The organism is Natrinema salifodinae, from assembly GCF_900110455.1.
Classification (GTDB): Archaea; Halobacteriota; Halobacteria; order Halobacteriales; family Natrialbaceae; genus Natrinema; species Natrinema salifodinae.
In genome coordinates this window covers 1,104,888-1,120,852 of record NZ_FOIS01000001.1, presented here as the reverse complement: position 1 = coordinate 1,120,852, position 15,965 = coordinate 1,104,888, and the positions used below count along the sequence as shown (strand labels likewise).

Here is a 15,965-nt window from a genome sequence, read left to right as displayed (position 1 = left end):
CCGATTCTGCCGCAAATCGAAACCACTTTAGGGTGGATTCCCCAACAGAGGGACGCGGGGTCGTGGCCAAGCCAGGCATGGCGACTGACTCCAGAGGCACCGCGCCCGGGACGACACTCCAGACTGATATACTGATCGGGCACCTGATCAGTGTCCGTGTGATGACCCTCTGGAGTTCCGAGGCGCACCGGAGATATCAGTCGATCGGGGGTTCAAATCCCTCCGACCCCATATCCTCACTACAAACAACATCGTGAGCGGCGCGTATTGGGCGAAGTAATTCGACCGAGACTGCGGTTCTGCGCGACGCGCAGGTTCCCAGACGTCATTCGAGACCCTCCGAGATCGGTCTTCTTCGCGAACAAAGTAGTGAGCCATCAGCACGCGATTCAGCGTTATTAGATCGGGAAGAGCACCGGTGCGACCGCTGATCGAACCCGTTTGCGTTCGGGCCTCGAGAACACGGTCGCTCCGGAATGGCACGCGAAGCGGCAGGGCGGCAGAGTGGTGGGGAGGAAGCACGCGTAGCAACGGATTGGAAACGAACACGGTGACCGTGCTGTACTGCTCTGCCTCCCTGCCTACTCACTATTGGTAGCCGTTCGCGTATAGATGTGATTCCAACGTGTGTTGGTGATAAATCGAAAAGTAGTCACCAAGCGACACTACAGTTCCCAATTCAGTGGTCGACGTGGCGTCAACACTCTGGCGCACTCCTCATCCTCCCCGTTACTCGCTGTCGGCCGCCAGGCGCGCCGGACGACGACAACCGGTGATCGATCGAGGGAACCAGGAGCCGGCATCGCGTTCGAACGGAGAGACGGGCCTGGCGATCAGTCGTCGGCGTCGTCGGTCTCTTGGACGATCGCGAACCAGAAGTCCTCGACGGACTGGACGAACTCGACGAAGTCCTCGGCGTCGACCGGTTTCCGGATGTAGGCGTCCGCTTCGAGCCCGTGGGATTTCACGATCTCTTCGCCTACTTCGGAACTCGTGAGCACGACGATGGGGATGTCGTTCAGGGCCGGTTCGCCGTTGAGTTCGGACAGGACTGCCATGCCGCTCGTGCCGGGCAACTGGGGCTCGAGGAGGATGAGATCCGGGCACGTCTCGTCCTCGTAGTCGCCGCGCTGATGGAGGAAATCGAGCGCCGCCTCGCCGTCGTCGACCGCATGGACGGTGTTCGTGAGTTTTGCGTCTCGGAGATTCTCCGTAAAGAGGCGTGTGTCACCGGGATTCGGCTCGATCAACAGAATCTCGATGACGTCGTTCGTCTCGCTGTCGGGACGCTTCTCTGCGGACGCCATAGCAACTCATCTCGCTGCGGACGGAAAACGTCAACTCTCACGGGTTTGCGACTGTCTCTGGCAGCGAACGGAGACACAGCTGGTGTCGAGCGGCGAAACTGGGACGAAACAACGCGAAGCGGACCCTACATCGTTCGGTTATAGCCGCAATGCGGACAGTAGATCTTTTGTTGACGAATCAGTAGCAAGCTCTTGCCGCACTTACAGGGGCCGCCGATCGAAACGTCGTTCGCGTTTTGAACCACCCCCCGTAATGTATTTTCGAGCTGCCGGACCCGATCCCTGGTTTCTTCGAGCTCGCGTTCGAGTTCGGCGAGCCGTTTATGTACGTGTTGTCGGCGCTGCCCCCTCCTGATCGACCGCTCCCGATATCGCATATCGTTACACAATCCCGAGGCAGAAATAAGAATAGGGGGGTGACTTGCAAGGACGTCGCGAGTCGTCGCCCACCCGGCGGTCGCGTTCGCGGGCCGCAAACTCGAGCGACGCGCTCGTCGGCCCGCGACCGAATCGGACCGGTCTCACCGGGACTCCGTCTCGACGGTGTTGAACTCGTGCCAGACGCCGACCAACGCGACGAGGAACAGCACGACCAGGACGGCCAGGCCGCCGATCTCCATCCAGCCGCCCATCTCGGCGACGACGAAGCCGCCGAGCCAGGCGATAATCAGGCTCCCGAGCCCGACGACGGCGATGATGAGGATCAGGAGGCGGTCGGTGAATTCTCCCATACGAAGTAGTCCGTTGTTGAGTGCGATAAACGGCGAGCCTGAAGTAGCCAGACGGCGGCAGCCGCGCTCGAATACGGCCAGTACCGATCGGCGAGCTCCGGATCGCCGATCGATCCGCCACGGCCCGGCCGATTTCCCGTTCCCGGTCCCGAAACGCTTCGCGAGGGTGATCGTTTGGCTCGTCTAGACGGCGGTCGCTGGCGTCAGTCCCGCGTCGGCACCGAGAGCGGCATCCACTGACGTACCACTGCCGGAACATTGTCGGTGGGCTCAAATATCTGGCGTCCCGTAGGATCGATCGATGAGCCGGACACGATCCACGGACGATAGTTCTGTATTGGTTGAACGAACGGCCGGACTGTCGGCGGCGCTCGGGGCGTTCGTCATGGTGTCGGCGGCCGTCTTCACGATCACCGGGACGATGGGAATCCAGAACGCACTCGTCGGCGCGGTGACCGCGATCCTCGCCTCGTTCCACGCGTACCGGACGGGCGAACACCGGTCGCCCAGTATCGTCCTCGCGGCGATTCTGGCACTGATCGGGATCTGGATCGCGGCCGCGCCGCACGTCCTCGGCGTCGATCGCAGTCTGGTGATCGGCATCAACGGCATTGCCGGGGCCCTCATCGCGATCTTGTCGCTGGCCGGCGTGTACGGCAGCCTCCAGTCGTCGAACGCGACCGCATCGAGCGCGTAAGGCGAAGTCGATTCGATCGACCGTCGGTTTCGATCGCTTTCCTGTGGTTTCGTCCGGTCCAGTTTCGTTCCGGATCTCTCGGCTGACACCGCCGAGCGGTCGCACCTCCTGCAGTAGATCCGGGGTAGGGAGGCTGACGCTCCCGTCCGTCGCACCCTCAGACGACGGCGAAGACGCCGATCGCGACGAGGATGAACGCGGCCTTCAGACAGACGTTGACGGCGACCACCTTCGTTCCGAACGCGGTGCCCCAGATGCCGAACTGGAAGGGAATCGAGCGCTTGACCGTCTCGATCGGCAGTGAGATCAGGCTCCCCGCGAGCAGCACGATCACCGCCTGGTCGGCCGTCAGGACGTCGCCGATCGTGGGCGCGACGGTGATCGCCCGTCGGCGTCGGGTCGCCGGCGCGCCTCGCCGCTCGAAATCGGCACCGTCGGGTGGTTTTTCTTGCTCCCCGTCGTTCGGAGGGGCATGAGCGACAGTGATAGCGGCCGTGTCAGCGACGGAGACGCCGATAGCGATAGCGACGTGCGGGTGGCCGCCATCTGCGGCAGTCTCCGCGATGACAGTCGCACCCGAACCGCGCTCGAACACGTCCTCTCGGCGGCCGAGCACGCCGGTGCGAGCACCGAACTCCTCGACCTGCGCGAGTACGAACTGCCGGCCTTCGACGCGAACCGGGACCGCGAGGCGGCGGGCGACGCCGAGCGCCTGGCGGCGCGCGTTCGCGCGGCCGATACGATTATCCTGGGCTCGCCGATGTACCACGGCTCCTACTCCTCGCCGCTGAAGACCGCCATCGACTACTGCGGGTTCGACGAGTTCGCGGACGAGACCGTGGGCCTGCTGGCGGTCTCGGGCGGGCCCTTCCCGGTGACGACGTTAGAGCACATGCGATCCGTCTGTCGGGCGCTGAACGCGTGGGTGATCCCCCACGAGGCGGCGATCCCGAACGCGAGCGCGGCCTTCGAAGACGGCGAGTTCGTTGATCCGAAACTCGAGAAGCGGGTCGTGACGCTCGGCCGCCGCGCGGTGCAGTACGCGGACATCGAACCGGACCCGGACTCCTTCGAGAGCGACCACAACGTCGGCGCGCAGGGGAAGTAACGCGAGAGCGCGCCGTCGCTCGCGGGCACGCGTGATCGACTCCGCCCGGGATCAGGGATCGAGAATCCGCTGGAACCGCCGCTGATGCGCGAGGAAGGCGAAGAGCCCGAAGACGAGGACGCCGATCTGGACCGCCTCGACGCGGATCGCGACCGTCGTGAGGCCCAGCGAGAGCGGCGGCGCCGAGAGCCCCCAGTCGGTGAACCAGGCGGACGCCAGCAGCGTCGCCGCGCCGACGGCCATCAACAGGCCCGGGATCACGGGGGTGAACGTCACGCGGTTGCTCGCGTGCAGCCGGAAGACGCGGCGCTCGAGGACGAACTGCGCGGTGAGGATGCTCGCGAGGACGCCCGTCGCGACGACGACGCCGGCAGCGGCGCCGATCAGTTCGGCCACGAGCAGCCACACGATCCAGCCGGTGGTGAGCGCGAGCGCCGCGCCGAGGCGCCGTGGCTGCAGGAGGTCGTCGAGTTCGCTGACCGTCGCCCCGAACAGGCCCGTCCTGAGCAACGCGCCACAGAAGAGCACCCCGAGTCCCGCGAGCGCGGTCGACGTCGACCGCGAGCCGACGACGAGACCGAACCAGCACCCGACTGCGACCGTCTCGACGGCCGCGGCCGAGACCGCGGCGGTGATGCCAACCACGCGTCGCCGCGTCGATCGGCCGAGGACGGTCGGCTGGCGGATGACGCTCATATCGTGTCCCGTTTCGGTGCCGCCCCTTTCGTTATGGAACGCATTCTCACGCACGGCGCGAGCGACGGCTTCCCGAGACTGTTTTATAGCGCCGGCCGCCATCGTTTATACCGCTAAGGGGAGCGGAGGAAAGAAACGGCGGGGGCGAGCGACGGGAGCGCTGGCACGATCGAGCCCATCGTTTCCGGTCGCGGACACGCGACCGCGGCTCGCCTGGCGCGAGCGAGGCGCGGTCAACGAAAGATTGGTCGTGCGAATCGCCGTCGGCGACCGGCGACTTCGTTCTCCGCTGACGAATTGCGACGCGGCCCGTCCGTCGACGGGGGTCGGACAAGAGCCAAGTTATCACTTGGCTGAACTGGTCCCCTCTCGCGTTCCCTCGGTCGATTAATCCATCGCTAACGTCCGGTGTGTCGGTCAGCACGACGGAAACGGTGAATAGAACTATGTACGGAGGTGTGGTCGTGGCGGATTATGCCCGAGACGGAACAACAGGACACGCTGTCAGAGCTCATCGTGAAGGAAGCGGTCAACAGAGGCATGGACTCGCCTATGCGCGACTCGATTCTCGAGGCCGTCGAGGAAGCGGAGGGGTCGCGCTCGGGCGGCGGCCTCCCGCTCGCCGGCGCACTGTTCGGCCTCGGCGCGGCCGTCGGCTTCCTGGTGGGTCGCGAATCGTCTGAACTCGAGGAGTCTCCGATCGAGGACCTGGAGGAGCCGGATATCATCGAGGACGTGATGGAGACGGCCGAGGAGACAACCGAGACCGAGACGATAGAACCGACGACCGAGGAGAGCGAGGGCGGCTCGTCGCTGCTCCCACGGCTCCTGCTCGGACTGGGCGTACTCGCGGGGGCCGCGGTCCTCCGGCGCCGGCTCTCCTCGGGCGAGGAAGAGGAGTGGGAACCGATCGAGGAGTTCGAGCCGGCGACGAGCGGTGACACCGAGGACGAAGCGGAGGCCGAAGCGCCGGAAGATATCGAGGAATCCGAAGAAGCCGAGGAGACCGAAGAGTAACGAATCGACCGACTAGCGCGACCGATCCGGGACAGTTCGTACGATCGACTCCGCACGCGCAATCGGCGACTCGCATTCGTCGCTCGATTTTCGCTCTCCGTTCGCTGCACCGACTCGAGCCGCGGCGCTCGCGTCGCTTCGCCGTCGTCGCCCTGACGAAGGAGCTAAGGGACCGACGCCGACAGTGTGAAGCCAATGGAGACGACTCACCGCGTGTTCGTCGGTGATTCCCGTGATCTCTCGCAGGTGGCCGACGAGTCGGTCGAACTCGTCGTCACGTCCCCGCCGTATCCGATGATCGAGATGTGGGACGACCTCTTCACGGAGCTCGATCCCGCCATCGGCGACGCGCTGGCTGACGGGGACGGTCGCGCCGCGTTCGACGCGATGCACGCCCAGCTCGGGCGGGTCTGGGACGAACTCGAACGGGTGCTGGTCGACGGGGGAATCGCCTGTATCAACGTCGGCGACGCGACCAGGTCGGTCGACGGCAGTTTTCGGGTCTACCCGAACCACGCCCGCGTGCTCGAGGCGTTCGAGGAGCGGGGGTTCGAGCCGCTGCCGGACGTGCTCTGGCGCAAGCCGACTAACAGCACGGCCAAGTTCATGGGCAGCGGGATGATCCCGCCCAATGCCTACGTCACCTTAGAGCACGAGTACGTCCTGATTTTCCGGAAAGGCGGCGACCGTCGATCGTTCGAGCCGCGGGCCGACCGGCGGTACGAGGCCGCGTACTTCTGGGAGGAGCGCAACCGGTGGTTCTCCGACGTCTGGACCGAGGTCACCGGCGAACTGCAGGCCCTCGACCACGCCGGCGAACTCCGGGAGCGGTCCGCGGCCTATCCGCTCGAGATCCCCTACCGGCTGATCTGTATGTACTCGGCCTACGGCGACACCGTCCTCGATCCCTTCTGGGGGACCGGAACGACAACGCTCGCGGCGATGTGCGCCGGCCGCCACTCGGTCGGATTCGAACTCGAGGACGCGTTCCTCGAGCGGTTCGAGGATCGCGTCGACGAGGTGCCTGCGCTGTCGCGCTCGGTCGGCAGGACGCGCCTCCAGCGCCACCGGGAGTTCGTCGAGCGCCGCCGCGAGGATGGAAAGGGATTCGAGTACGACGCGAAGCACTACGATACGCCTGTCGTCACCAAGATGGAGCGGGGCATCCGGCTGCGCGAAGTGCAGTCGGTCGACGCGACCGACGACGGCTACCGGGCCGAACACGCTCCGCTCACGCTCGAGTGACTCTCAGCCGCCCCTAGAGTTTTGGTACCAGATATCGCACCCCCGGCATGGACGATGCCGTGGATCTCGATCGGTTCGACTCGCGGCGGTCGACCGTCTACGCGTCCCGCGGGATGGTCGCGACGAGCCAGCCGCTGGCGGCTCAAGCGGGCGTCTCGATCCTCCGCGAAGGCGGCAACGCGTTCGACGCCGCGGTCGCGACTGCGGCCGCGTTAAACGTCGTCGAACCCACCTCGACGGGACTCGGCGGCGACGTCTTCGCACTCTACCGGACCGCCGACGGCGAGGTCGGCGCCATGCGGGCCTGTGGCGGCGCGCCGGCCGGAGCGACGATCAATGCCGTCAGGAGCGCCCTCGAGAGCGACGACGACGTCGAGCGGTACTATCCCGAATCCCGCGGCTACGCCGTCGACGGCGACGCGAGCGGCGACGACCTCGGAATGCCCTTCCTCGGACCGCACGCGGTGACGGTGCCCGGCACGGCCCGCGGCTGGGAGGCGACGGTCGACCGCTTCGGCCGGAAATCGCTGGGCGACGTCCTCGAGCCCGCGATCCGGTACGCGACCGAGGGCTACCCCGTCTCGCCGGTCATCGCTCACCACTGGACGAAGGCGGAGAACCTATTCGCCGACGAGCACGCCCGCCAGGCGTACCTCGTCGACGGCGAGAGCCCGGACCCCGGACAGCGGGTCACCCTGCCCGAACTCGGTGACTCGTTGCGGACGATCGCCAAAGCGGGTGCCGACGTCGTCTACGAGGGCGCGATCGCCGACGAGATCGTTGCGGAGATCCGGTCGGCGGGCGGCTTCATGACACGGGACGACCTGGCGGCGTTCGAACCCGAGTTCGTCGAGCCGATCAGCACGACCTACAACGGCGCGGAAGTGTACGAACTGCCGCCGAACAACCAGGGATTGATCGCCCTCGAGGCGCTGAACATCGCCGAAGAGATCGGCGCGGGGCAACACGACTACGACTCGCCCGAGCGGATCCACGCCTTCGCCGAGGCGACGAAGCTCGCGTTCGTCGACGGCCACCGCTACGTCGCGGATCCGGCGTACGAGACGGTGCCGCCGCTGGCCTCGAAGGCCTACGCTCGGGAGCGGGCGCGGGCGATCGGCCCGGACCCGATTCGAGACCCCCAGATCGGCGTCCCCGACGCTCGTGCCGAGGACGCCGACACGGTCCTGCTGACCGTCGGCGACGACGAGGGCAACCTGGTCTCCTACATCAACTCCCGATTCGCCGGCTTCGGCAGCGGCCTGGTCGCCGGCGAGACGGGCATCGCGCTCCAGAACCGGGGGGCGTCGTTCTCGCTGGATTCGACCCACCCGAACAGCCTCGAGCCGGGGAAGCGGCCGTTCCACACGCTCGTGCCGGCGGTCGCGAAGCTCGGCGAAGACGATTGGGCCGCGTTCGGCGTCATGGGCGGGTACATGCAGCCCCAGGGGCACATGCAGGTGCTCTCGAATATCGTCGATTACGGGATGGCGCCGCAGGCGGCGCTGGACGCGCCGCGGTGGCGCTACCGCGAGGACGGCGCTCTCGGCGTCGAAGAGCGGCTCCCGAACGCGGCGCCGCTCGCGCGGCGGGGCCACGACGTGCGGGTCCTCCCGCCGATGATGTTCGGGGGCGCACAGCTGGTTCGTCGCCGGAACGGGGTCCTCGCCGGCGCGACCGAGCCGCGAAAGGACGGGCTCGCGGTCGGATTCTGATCGCTCGTCGGAGCCGGCTCCGGACCCGGATTGGATTCCAAATACGAAATCGGTCTCGAACTCGAACCCGATTTCGACTTTAAACCTGAAACCGACGCGAGATTTTTACCCGCGCCCCTCTCATGAAGCGTATGGCTCGCGGTCTCGAGGATGCCGAGACGACACCCGTTCGCGCCCTCGCCGTCGGTTCCTCCGAGTGGATCCGGACGGCGACGACGGGGCTCGCCGACGAACCGGTCACCGTCGCGGGGTCGGTCTCGACCGCCGCCGACCTCGCGGACGAACAGGTAGCCGCCGTCGACTGCGTCCTGACCGACGAACGGGACGTCCTCGACGCCGTCGACGGGACGTGTCCCGTCGTCTACGCCGTCGACCCGGCGCAAAACGAGTCGGTCGACCAGCTCCGCGACGACGGCGCTGCAGCGATCCTCGCGAAGACGACCATTCAGGAGCCGCCGCTGTTGGTCCACCGGTTGCGGCGAGCGGTCCGGTTCGACGCGCTCCAGCGCGAGGGGGAGCGTCGCGTCGAGTGGTACCAGACGGTGCTCGAGCAGCTCTCGGAGCTGCTGATCGTCTTCGACCCCGACGGAACGATCACCTACGCCAGCCCCGCGGTCGAACGCGTCGGACAGTACGACGTGGACGACCTCCAAGGGACCCATTTCCGCGAGTACATCCACCCCGACGATACGGAGTCGGTGCTGGCCGAATTCGACGCCGTCCGCGAGGCCGACTGCGATACGTCGCGGACCATCGAATACACGTGTCGCCACGGCGACGGCGCCTGGTACGTCCACGAGGCCGTGCTGACGAACCGGATCGAAGACGGCGTCGTCGACGGCGTCGTCGCCTCGATCCGAGATATCACGGAGTACCGCCGGATCGAACAGGAGTTGACCGAGTCGTTCAAACGGGTGACCGACGCGTTCTACGCGCTCGACGCCGACTGGCGCTTCACCTACGTCAACGACCGCGCGATCGAAAAGCTCGGGTTCGAGCGGTCCGAACTGCTCGGACGGAAGATCCTCGACGTCTTCCCGAACCTGCACGGAACGGCGTTCCAGCGGAAGGCCGTCGAGGCGATGGACCGCCAGGAGCCCCGGACGGTCGAAGCGTACTTCGAACCCTACGACGCCTGGATCGAGGCGCGGATCTTCCCCTCGCCGTCGGGGGTCTCCGTCTACTGGCGTGACGTTACGGAGCGGATCGAGCGCGAGCGGAACCTGGCCGAGCGGACCGAGCGGCTCCAGACGATGGTCGAGAACGTCCCCGTCGTCCTGTTCGTCCTCGACGAGGACGGGACCTTCACACTCTCGGAGGGACGTGGCCTCGAGAACGTCGGTATCGACTCGGCGGAACTCGTCGGCGAGTCCTTCTTCGAGCGGTTCGACGACTATCCCGACACGCGCGCTGACGCACGGGCGGCGCTCGACGGTGAGGCGATCCACTCGCGCAGGCACATCGAGGACCGCGTCTTCGAGAACTGGTACCGGCCGATCGCGGCCGACGACGGTTCCGTCGACCGCGTCATCGGCGTCGCCAACGACGTCACCGAGCGCGTCCAGTACCAGGCGGCGCTCAACGCGCTCCACGAGGCGACCAGTCACCTGCTGACGGTCGACTCGAAGGACGACGCCTGCGAGTACATCGTCGACGTCGCGGCCGACGTTCTCGACCTCGACGCCGTCGTCTACCAGTTCGACGACTGCGACAACGAACTCGGGCCAGCGGCCTGGTCGCCGACGCTCGAGTCGACGTTCGGCTCGCCGCCGCGGCTCGATCCCAACGGCAGCATCGCCTGGGAGACGTTCGTCACCGGCGAGTCGGCCGTCTACGACGACGTCAGGGACGCCGACGCGGTCTACGACGAGACGACCGACGCGCGCAGCGGCCTCTACGTCCCGCTGGGCGAGCACGGGGTGCTCGTCGCGCTCTCGACCGGAGCCGGCGAGTACGACGCCGAGACCGTCGAACTCGTTGAACTGTTCGCGACGACGGCCGAGGCCGCGCTCGACCGGATCGGCCGCACCCGCCGGCTCCACGAGCGCGAGGGCGAACTCACGCAACAGAACCGTCACCTCGAACGGCTCAACGAGGCCAACGAGGTCCGCCAGGCGATCGAACAGCTCCTCCTACTGGCCGACTCCCGGGACGAGATCGAACGCGGCATTCCCGAGCGGCTCGCCGCTCGCGAGGAGTGTTCGCTGGCCTGGATCGGCGAGCCCGATCCCGGCGGCAACAGTCTGCGGCCGCGGGCCCGCGCCGGCCGCGACCACGGCTATCTGGACGCGGTGACGGCGACGACGGTCGACGACTCGGCGGCCGAGCCGGCGGGGCGGGCGGCCCGCAGGCGGGAGCCGGTCTACGTCGAGAACGTCGCGGCGTCGATCCACGACGGCGAGTGGCGCAGCGCTGCGCTCTCGCGGAACGTTCAGTCCGTCTACGCGGTGCCGCTTTGCTACGACGGATTCCTCTACGGCGTGCTATCGATTTACGGGGTAACGCGGGACGCGTTCGACGAGACGCTCCGCGAAACCCTCGCGGAACTCGGCGAGACGATCGGGTACGCGATCGACGCGGTCAAGCGGAAGAACGCGCTGGTGGGCGACGGCCGCACGGAGGTGAAACTGGAGGTCGACACCGAGACGACGCTGTGTCGGCTCGCCGACCACCTCGGAACCCGCGTCTCCTACGAAGGTGCGACCGCGCAAGCGGACGATTCGCAACTCGTCTTCGTCGCGGTCGATCGGACGATCGACGACGTCGACGCGGCCGTCGATCTGATGGCCGTCGACGGCGCCGACGAGGTCTCGAGTATCGTCGTCGACGAAGCCGAGACGCTGCTTCAGCTCCGGGTTACCGATCCCTTCCTTGGATCCGTCGTCGACGCGCACGGGGCTCGGCTGCGCGAGTTCGTCGCCGACGAGTCCGGCGGGCGCGCGATCATCGACGTGCCGGACGCGGTCGGGATCCGCGAGGTGCTGGCCGGCATCAACCGGAGCGGCCCGTCGGTGTCGATGGTCGCCCGTCGCGAGGACGCGGCCGACGATCCGTCGGCGCTCGCCGGGCCCGCGCGGAACGCCTTGCTCGAGACGTTTACGGACAGGCAACGGGAGGTCGTTCAGACGGCCTACCACGGCGGGTTCTTCGAGTGGCCCCGAGCCGCGACCGGCGAAGAGATCGCCGACTCGCTCGACATCTCCTCGCCGGCCTTTCACAAGCACGTTCGCGCCGTCGAACGGAAACTGTTCGCCGCACTGTTCGAGGGGGCGACGGCGTCCGAGGTTAACTGATTAACCACCGGAATCAGCAGCCCTTACACAGTTAACAATCAGGCTCTTTGCGGGTACTGATGAAGGGAGGGATGACTTCCCACCGAACGTACTGGGGGGTACGTACGAACAATGACCGAGATGAGTTCACGATCACCGTCCACCGCGATTGGAGATCACTATTCCGTGCAGTACGATAGACTCGACGATCAACCGCTCAGCGTCGCCGTCGCGAACGCCGTCGCGACGTTCCGAGACGAGGATGTAACCGAGCTCGACCCGCTCCACTATGCGATCAACGCCGACGCGCTGGAGCGACTGTTCGAACCGCGCGCGAACGGACTCCGCTCCGCCGGGTCGGTGAGCTTCGAGTACAGTGACTGTCTGATAACGATTTCTGCCGACGGCGAGATTCGCGTCGAATCCGCCTGAGGTCGATTCGCGAGTTCGGCTCACCGCCGACGTTCCACCACCGACAGCCGCCACCGCACTTTTTCGGAACCCCGTCCGCGGTAGCCGACCGCACGGCGCACGGCGAGCGACCGCGCGGTCGTCCCGTCTCGTTCCGCCCACAGAAGTAAGCGAGTCGGCGTCGAATTCCGAACCATGCCAACCCCCTTCCGAATCCTCGTGCCGACCGACGGGAGCGATCCCGCCGCAGCGGCCCTCGAGCACGCTCTCGACGTCGCGGCCGACCGCGACGCGACGGTGCACCTGCTTTACGTCGCCGACACGAAGGAGCCGAGCCTCACCCGCCTCGGGACCGACGTCGTCGACGCCCTCGAGATAGAGGGCCAGGACATCCTCTCGGACGCTGCCGACCTGGCCGACGAGCGCGGCGTTACCGTCACGACGGACGTCGTTCAGGGCGACCCTCGGGAATTGATCGCCGAGTTCGCCACCGCCGACGAGTACGACTTGGTCGCGATGGGCGCACACGGTCGTCGGGGCATCGGCGAGTACGTTCTCGGTAGCGTGACGGACTACGTCGTCAACAGGAGCGACGTCCCCGTTCTGACGGTCCGTGCGGCCGACGACGCGACGCAGCCGTTCCCCTACACCGACGTGCTCGTGCCGACCGACGGCAGCGACCACGCGACGGCGGCGGTGGAACTGGGGGCCGAGATCGGCGCGCACCACGGGGCGACGTTACACCTGCTGTCGGTCGTAGACGAGGTCCCCGAGGTGGTCGACGTGGAGTCGGTCCAGCTCTCCGATCAACTCGAGGAGAACCTGCAGGCGGTCCTCGACGAGGGGGCGGCGATCGCCGAGCGAGCGGGCGTCGACGACGTTGAGACGACCGTCGCGACGGGCACCGTCCCGCGCGAGGTCACGAGCTACGCCGACGCGGAGGGGATCGACCTCGTCGTGATGGGGACCCACGGCCACACCGGCCTCGATCGCCACTTGCTCGGGAGTTTCACTGAACGCCTGATTCGCACGTCGCCGGTCCCTGTCCTCACGACGCGAGAGGCCGACGAGAGCGAGTGAGGGGCCGTGATCGAGCGCGCATCACTGCGAGTTATCTCCACATTTCGTGAATACCTAGAAAAAGTACTAGTAGCTCGCTTCGAAAGCACGTACCGATGGACCAGCAGCCGCCGCACTCGTTGCCGCGGGTGACCGAACCGTGACTGACCGCTCGCCACTGTCGCTCGCTCGGCTCCGCTCGGCGCTCTCGCGAAACCGCCTTCGGATCGCGTTCGTCGTTGTAATCCTCCTCTCGGCCGCCGTCGTCGCTAACGCGTCGACGAGCAGTCTCTCGACGGCGTCGGAAGCGGACGTACCGAAGGCCCCGCCGACGGAGAACCACACCGTCGTGACCGAGTCCGGGCGGGCCGGGACGATTACCGCCTACACGCCCGAGGGCGAGGTGCGCTACTACAACAACACGCGGACGAAGTACTTCGACGTCGACCCCGTCGAGGGCGATCCGCTGACCGTCGAGTACGCCGCGACGGACACGATCCACAGCGAGGGACCGACCTGTAGCGACCCGCCGTGCGCGCTGAACGTCATCGAGCGCGCCAACCTCGAGACCGGTGAGGTCGAGGTCCTCTACGAGCGCTACGACTACAAGGAGACCGCCGGCGAGTGGCACGACGTCGATCGGATCAACGAGACCCACGTCGTCGTCGCCGACATCGTCGCGGACCAGGTCTTCATCGTGAACACGGAGACGGAGGTCGTCGACTGGCTCTGGGACGCCCAGAGCGACTTCCCCGTCGAAGAGGGCGGCCCGTACCCAGAGGACTGGGCCCACATTAACGACGTCGAGTACATCGAGAGCGGGGAGATGGAGGGCCGGATCATGGCCAGCCTCCGCAATCAGGACCAGGTCGTCTTCCTCGATCGGGAGGAGGGGCTACTGGAAGACTGGACGCTCGGCGAGGAGGACGACTACGACGTCCAGTACGAACAGCACAACCCCGACTACATCCCCGAGGACCGGGGTGGGCCGGCCATCATCGCCGCCGACTCCGAGAACGGTCGCGTCCAGGAGTTTCAGCGCGAAGACGGCGAGTGGACCCGCTCCTGGCAGTGGGAGGACGACCGGATCCAGTGGCCCCGCGACGCCGATCGCCTCCCGAACGGCAACACGCTGATCACCGACACCCACGGCAACCGCGTAATCGAGGTCGACGAGTCCGGCGAGATCGTCTGGCAGGTCGAGTCGACGCTGCCCTACGAGTCCGAGCGCCTCGAGACGGGCGACGAAAGCGAGGGCGGACAGAGCGCGGCCGAACTCGGGCTCGAGTCGCGGACGGTCGACGACGAGAGCGGCGGTGACGGCGGGAGCAGCTTCGGGTTCGATCCACTGGGCTACCTGGGCGATCTCATCGAGTCGCTCCTTCCCCACCGGATCTACAATGGCCTCCTGTTCGCGACGCCGGTCTGGATGGGCCAGTCCGAGTTCGCCGCCGTCGGGGTCGCGCTCCTGACCGGCCTGGCGTGGCTCGGCCTCGAGATCAGGTGGCGGCTCCGCGATGCGGGGGTCCGGTTCCGGCTGCCGGTCTACCAGCAGGGCGGCGACTGATTCACGCCAGCAGATAGCCCCCGGCCAGGTAGAGGCCGGCGAGGATCGACTGGAAGGACAGCGAACCGGCGGCCGACAGCACGACGAACGCTCGCCCGTCCATCTCCGAGAGGCCGGCAGGGACGGTCAACAGCCCGCGGACGAACAGCATCGTATTGCTCACGGGGACGGCGACGGCCCCCCAGCGGTCGAACCAGCCGTCGAACCGTTCGAGTCGCGATTCGGTGATCGGAAACCACCGCTTCCGGACGATGTACTCCCGGCCGGCGCGCCGGACGAGACAGAACAGACAAAACTGTCCGACCGTCGTTCCGACGACCGCGACGGCGACGATCACGGCCGCCTCGGGAATCGAGGATCCGATCAGCGCCAGCGCGGCCGGGACGACGAGCTCGCTCGGCATGAACCGCAATAGCATCGCCCCTTCGAGGATACAGATCCCGAACAGCACCGCGAACGCGAGCTCCGAGGTGAACATCGACTCGAGCCAGGACGGCGTTTCTTCGAGCTGCAGCGGCACCAGCGGTCCCATTACCCGTCCGTATTCCGTCCCAAATGTAAGCGTTATTGGTTCTCACAAATCGTCCCGGCCGGTCGCGCGACGCCCGGTCCGCCATACACTCCACGCTCGCGGGCGGAAGCTTTGACGGGGAGGCGGTCGAAGGGAGCACAATGGACCTGGGGCGCGCGTCGTTTCTCGCGGTCGCGTTCGCCACGCACGCGGTCGTCGGCTACGCGCTCGTCCGCGGCTTCACCGACGTCGATCCGCGGGCGGGGCTCGTCCTCGGAGTCGTCCCCGATGCGGACTTTTGCTTCCCCGCGAACTGGGGTTGGCCGTTCGTCCACCGCGGCGCGACCCACACGCCGCTGTTCGCGCTCTCGGTCGTCGCTGGACTCTACGCGATCGGCCGGTTCCACGACCGGAACCGGGATCGGAGTCGATCGATCGCGCTCGCCGCCGGCCTGGCGATCGGTTCGCACCTCGCTATCGACTCGCTCTCGCCGAAGGGGATCCCGTGGCTGTTCCCGTTCGAGACGAGTTGGAGTCCCGGGATCGCGGTCCACGGGATGACCGCGACGGGCCTGCTCTGGGCGGCGTCGATCGCGCTTGTAGCGTGGCGCGGGGCTACTGACGGGTAG

13 protein-coding genes, 1 tRNA gene and 2 pseudogenes are annotated in these 15,965 nt (G+C 66.8%); 11 read left to right on the top strand and 5 right to left on the bottom strand.

Annotated features, from left to right (window positions below; translation table 11 throughout):
• Positions 1–56: 56 nt before the first annotated feature.
• Positions 57–231 (top strand) — tRNA-Trp (locus tag BMY29_RS05185).
• Positions 232–833: 602 nt separating this feature from the next.
• Here BMY29_RS05185 and BMY29_RS05180 read toward each other — a convergent pair.
• Positions 834–1,307: a response regulator gene (locus BMY29_RS05180; protein ID WP_049990453.1), complete on the bottom strand. Its 474-nt coding sequence runs from the start codon at positions 1,305–1,307 to the stop codon at positions 834–836.
• Positions 1,308–1,828: 521 nt separating this feature from the next.
• Positions 1,829–2,038 (bottom strand): hypothetical protein, encoded by a 210-nt coding sequence (locus BMY29_RS05170; RefSeq protein ID WP_049990454.1) that lies wholly within the window; start codon positions 2,036–2,038, stop codon positions 1,829–1,831.
• A 301-nt stretch (positions 2,039–2,339) separates the two neighbouring features.
• On the opposite strand from BMY29_RS05170, the gene BMY29_RS05165 reads away from it, so the two are divergent.
• On the top strand, positions 2,340–2,735 hold the full coding sequence (locus tag BMY29_RS05165) for an SPW repeat domain-containing protein (RefSeq protein ID WP_049990455.1): 396 nt from the start codon (positions 2,340–2,342) through the stop codon (positions 2,733–2,735).
• Positions 2,736–2,892: 157 nt separating this feature from the next.
• Here BMY29_RS05165 and BMY29_RS05160 read toward each other — a convergent pair.
• A pseudogene (locus BMY29_RS05160) lies at positions 2,893–3,120 on the bottom strand (nucleoside recognition protein); the annotation flags it as partial.
• Between the two features lie 87 nt (positions 3,121–3,207).
• Here BMY29_RS05160 and BMY29_RS05155 point away from each other — a divergent pair.
• Positions 3,208–3,843: an NADPH-dependent FMN reductase gene (locus BMY29_RS05155; RefSeq protein WP_049990456.1), complete on the top strand. Its 636-nt coding sequence runs from the start codon at positions 3,208–3,210 to the stop codon at positions 3,841–3,843.
• A 51-nt stretch (positions 3,844–3,894) separates the two neighbouring features.
• On the opposite strand, the gene BMY29_RS05150 is transcribed toward BMY29_RS05155, so the two are convergent.
• Entirely contained in the window at positions 3,895–4,539 is a 645-nt protein-coding gene (locus BMY29_RS05150; protein WP_049990457.1) for a hypothetical protein, read from the bottom strand.
• A gap of 474 nt (positions 4,540–5,013) precedes the next feature.
• Between BMY29_RS05150 and BMY29_RS05145 the strand changes: the two genes are divergently transcribed.
• The 7 genes from BMY29_RS05145 to BMY29_RS05115 all read left to right on the top strand — a co-directional run bounded on the left by BMY29_RS05145 (position 5,014) and on the right by BMY29_RS05115 (position 14,825).
• A complete protein-coding gene (locus BMY29_RS05145) occupies positions 5,014–5,556 on the top strand; it encodes a hypothetical protein (protein ID WP_049990458.1) in 543 nt (180 codons plus the stop codon).
• A 195-nt stretch (positions 5,557–5,751) separates the two neighbouring features.
• Positions 5,752–6,801: a DNA-methyltransferase gene (locus BMY29_RS05140; RefSeq protein WP_049990459.1), complete on the top strand. Its 1,050-nt coding sequence runs from the start codon at positions 5,752–5,754 to the stop codon at positions 6,799–6,801.
• Between the two features lie 47 nt (positions 6,802–6,848).
• Positions 6,849–8,516, top strand: coding sequence for a gamma-glutamyltransferase family protein (locus BMY29_RS05135; protein ID WP_049990460.1), 1,668 nt, complete (start codon positions 6,849–6,851; stop codon positions 8,514–8,516).
• Positions 8,517–8,647: 131 nt separating this feature from the next.
• On the top strand, positions 8,648–11,809 hold the full coding sequence (locus BMY29_RS05130) for a PAS domain S-box protein (protein WP_049990496.1): 3,162 nt from the start codon (positions 8,648–8,650) through the stop codon (positions 11,807–11,809).
• A 111-nt stretch (positions 11,810–11,920) separates the two neighbouring features.
• Positions 11,921–12,220, top strand: a complete 300-nt coding sequence (locus tag BMY29_RS05125) for a HalOD1 output domain-containing protein (protein ID WP_049990461.1) — start codon at positions 11,921–11,923, stop codon at positions 12,218–12,220.
• Positions 12,221–12,394: 174 nt separating this feature from the next.
• The gene (locus BMY29_RS05120; protein WP_049990462.1) at positions 12,395–13,279 is read left to right on the top strand and encodes a universal stress protein; all 885 of its coding nucleotides are present in this window, start codon (positions 12,395–12,397) and stop codon (positions 13,277–13,279) included.
• Positions 13,280–13,418: 139 nt separating this feature from the next.
• Positions 13,419–14,825, top strand: a complete 1,407-nt coding sequence (locus BMY29_RS05115) for an aryl-sulfate sulfotransferase (protein WP_049990463.1) — start codon at positions 13,419–13,421, stop codon at positions 14,823–14,825.
• A gap of 1 nt (position 14,826) precedes the next feature.
• On the opposite strand, the gene BMY29_RS05110 is transcribed toward BMY29_RS05115, so the two are convergent.
• Complete coding sequence (locus BMY29_RS05110; RefSeq protein WP_081985470.1) at positions 14,827–15,348, bottom strand: DedA family protein; 522 nt, start codon at positions 15,346–15,348, stop codon at positions 14,827–14,829.
• Between the two features lie 149 nt (positions 15,349–15,497).
• Between BMY29_RS05110 and BMY29_RS21400 the strand changes: the two are divergent.
• Positions 15,498–15,947: pseudogene (locus tag BMY29_RS21400) on the top strand (metal-dependent hydrolase); the annotation flags it as partial.
• Between the last annotated feature and the right edge of the window lie 18 nt (positions 15,948–15,965).

Bases quoted from the DNA above. Each gene is read 5' to 3' on its own strand.
- BMY29_RS05155 (WP_049990456.1), top strand. From the start codon at position 3,208: ATGAGCGACAGTGATAGCGGCCGTGTCAGCGACGGAGACGCCGATAGC.
- BMY29_RS05135 (WP_049990460.1), top strand. From the start codon at position 6,849: ATGGACGATGCCGTGGATCTCGATCGGTTCGACTCGCGGCGGTCGACC.
- BMY29_RS05180 (WP_049990453.1), bottom strand. From the start codon at position 1,307: ATGGCGTCCGCAGAGAAGCGTCCCGACAGCGAGACGAACGACGTCATC.
- BMY29_RS05140 (WP_049990459.1), top strand. From the start codon at position 5,752: ATGGAGACGACTCACCGCGTGTTCGTCGGTGATTCCCGTGATCTCTCG.
- BMY29_RS05125 (WP_049990461.1), top strand. From the start codon at position 11,921: ATGACCGAGATGAGTTCACGATCACCGTCCACCGCGATTGGAGATCAC.
- BMY29_RS05170 (WP_049990454.1), bottom strand. From the start codon at position 2,038: ATGGGAGAATTCACCGACCGCCTCCTGATCCTCATCATCGCCGTCGTC.
- BMY29_RS05120 (WP_049990462.1), top strand. From the start codon at position 12,395: ATGCCAACCCCCTTCCGAATCCTCGTGCCGACCGACGGGAGCGATCCC.
- BMY29_RS05150 (WP_049990457.1), bottom strand. From the start codon at position 4,539: ATGAGCGTCATCCGCCAGCCGACCGTCCTCGGCCGATCGACGCGGCGA.
- BMY29_RS05130 (WP_049990496.1), top strand. From the start codon at position 8,648: ATGGCTCGCGGTCTCGAGGATGCCGAGACGACACCCGTTCGCGCCCTC.
- BMY29_RS05145 (WP_049990458.1), top strand. From the start codon at position 5,014: ATGCCCGAGACGGAACAACAGGACACGCTGTCAGAGCTCATCGTGAAG.
- BMY29_RS05165 (WP_049990455.1), top strand. From the start codon at position 2,340: ATGAGCCGGACACGATCCACGGACGATAGTTCTGTATTGGTTGAACGA.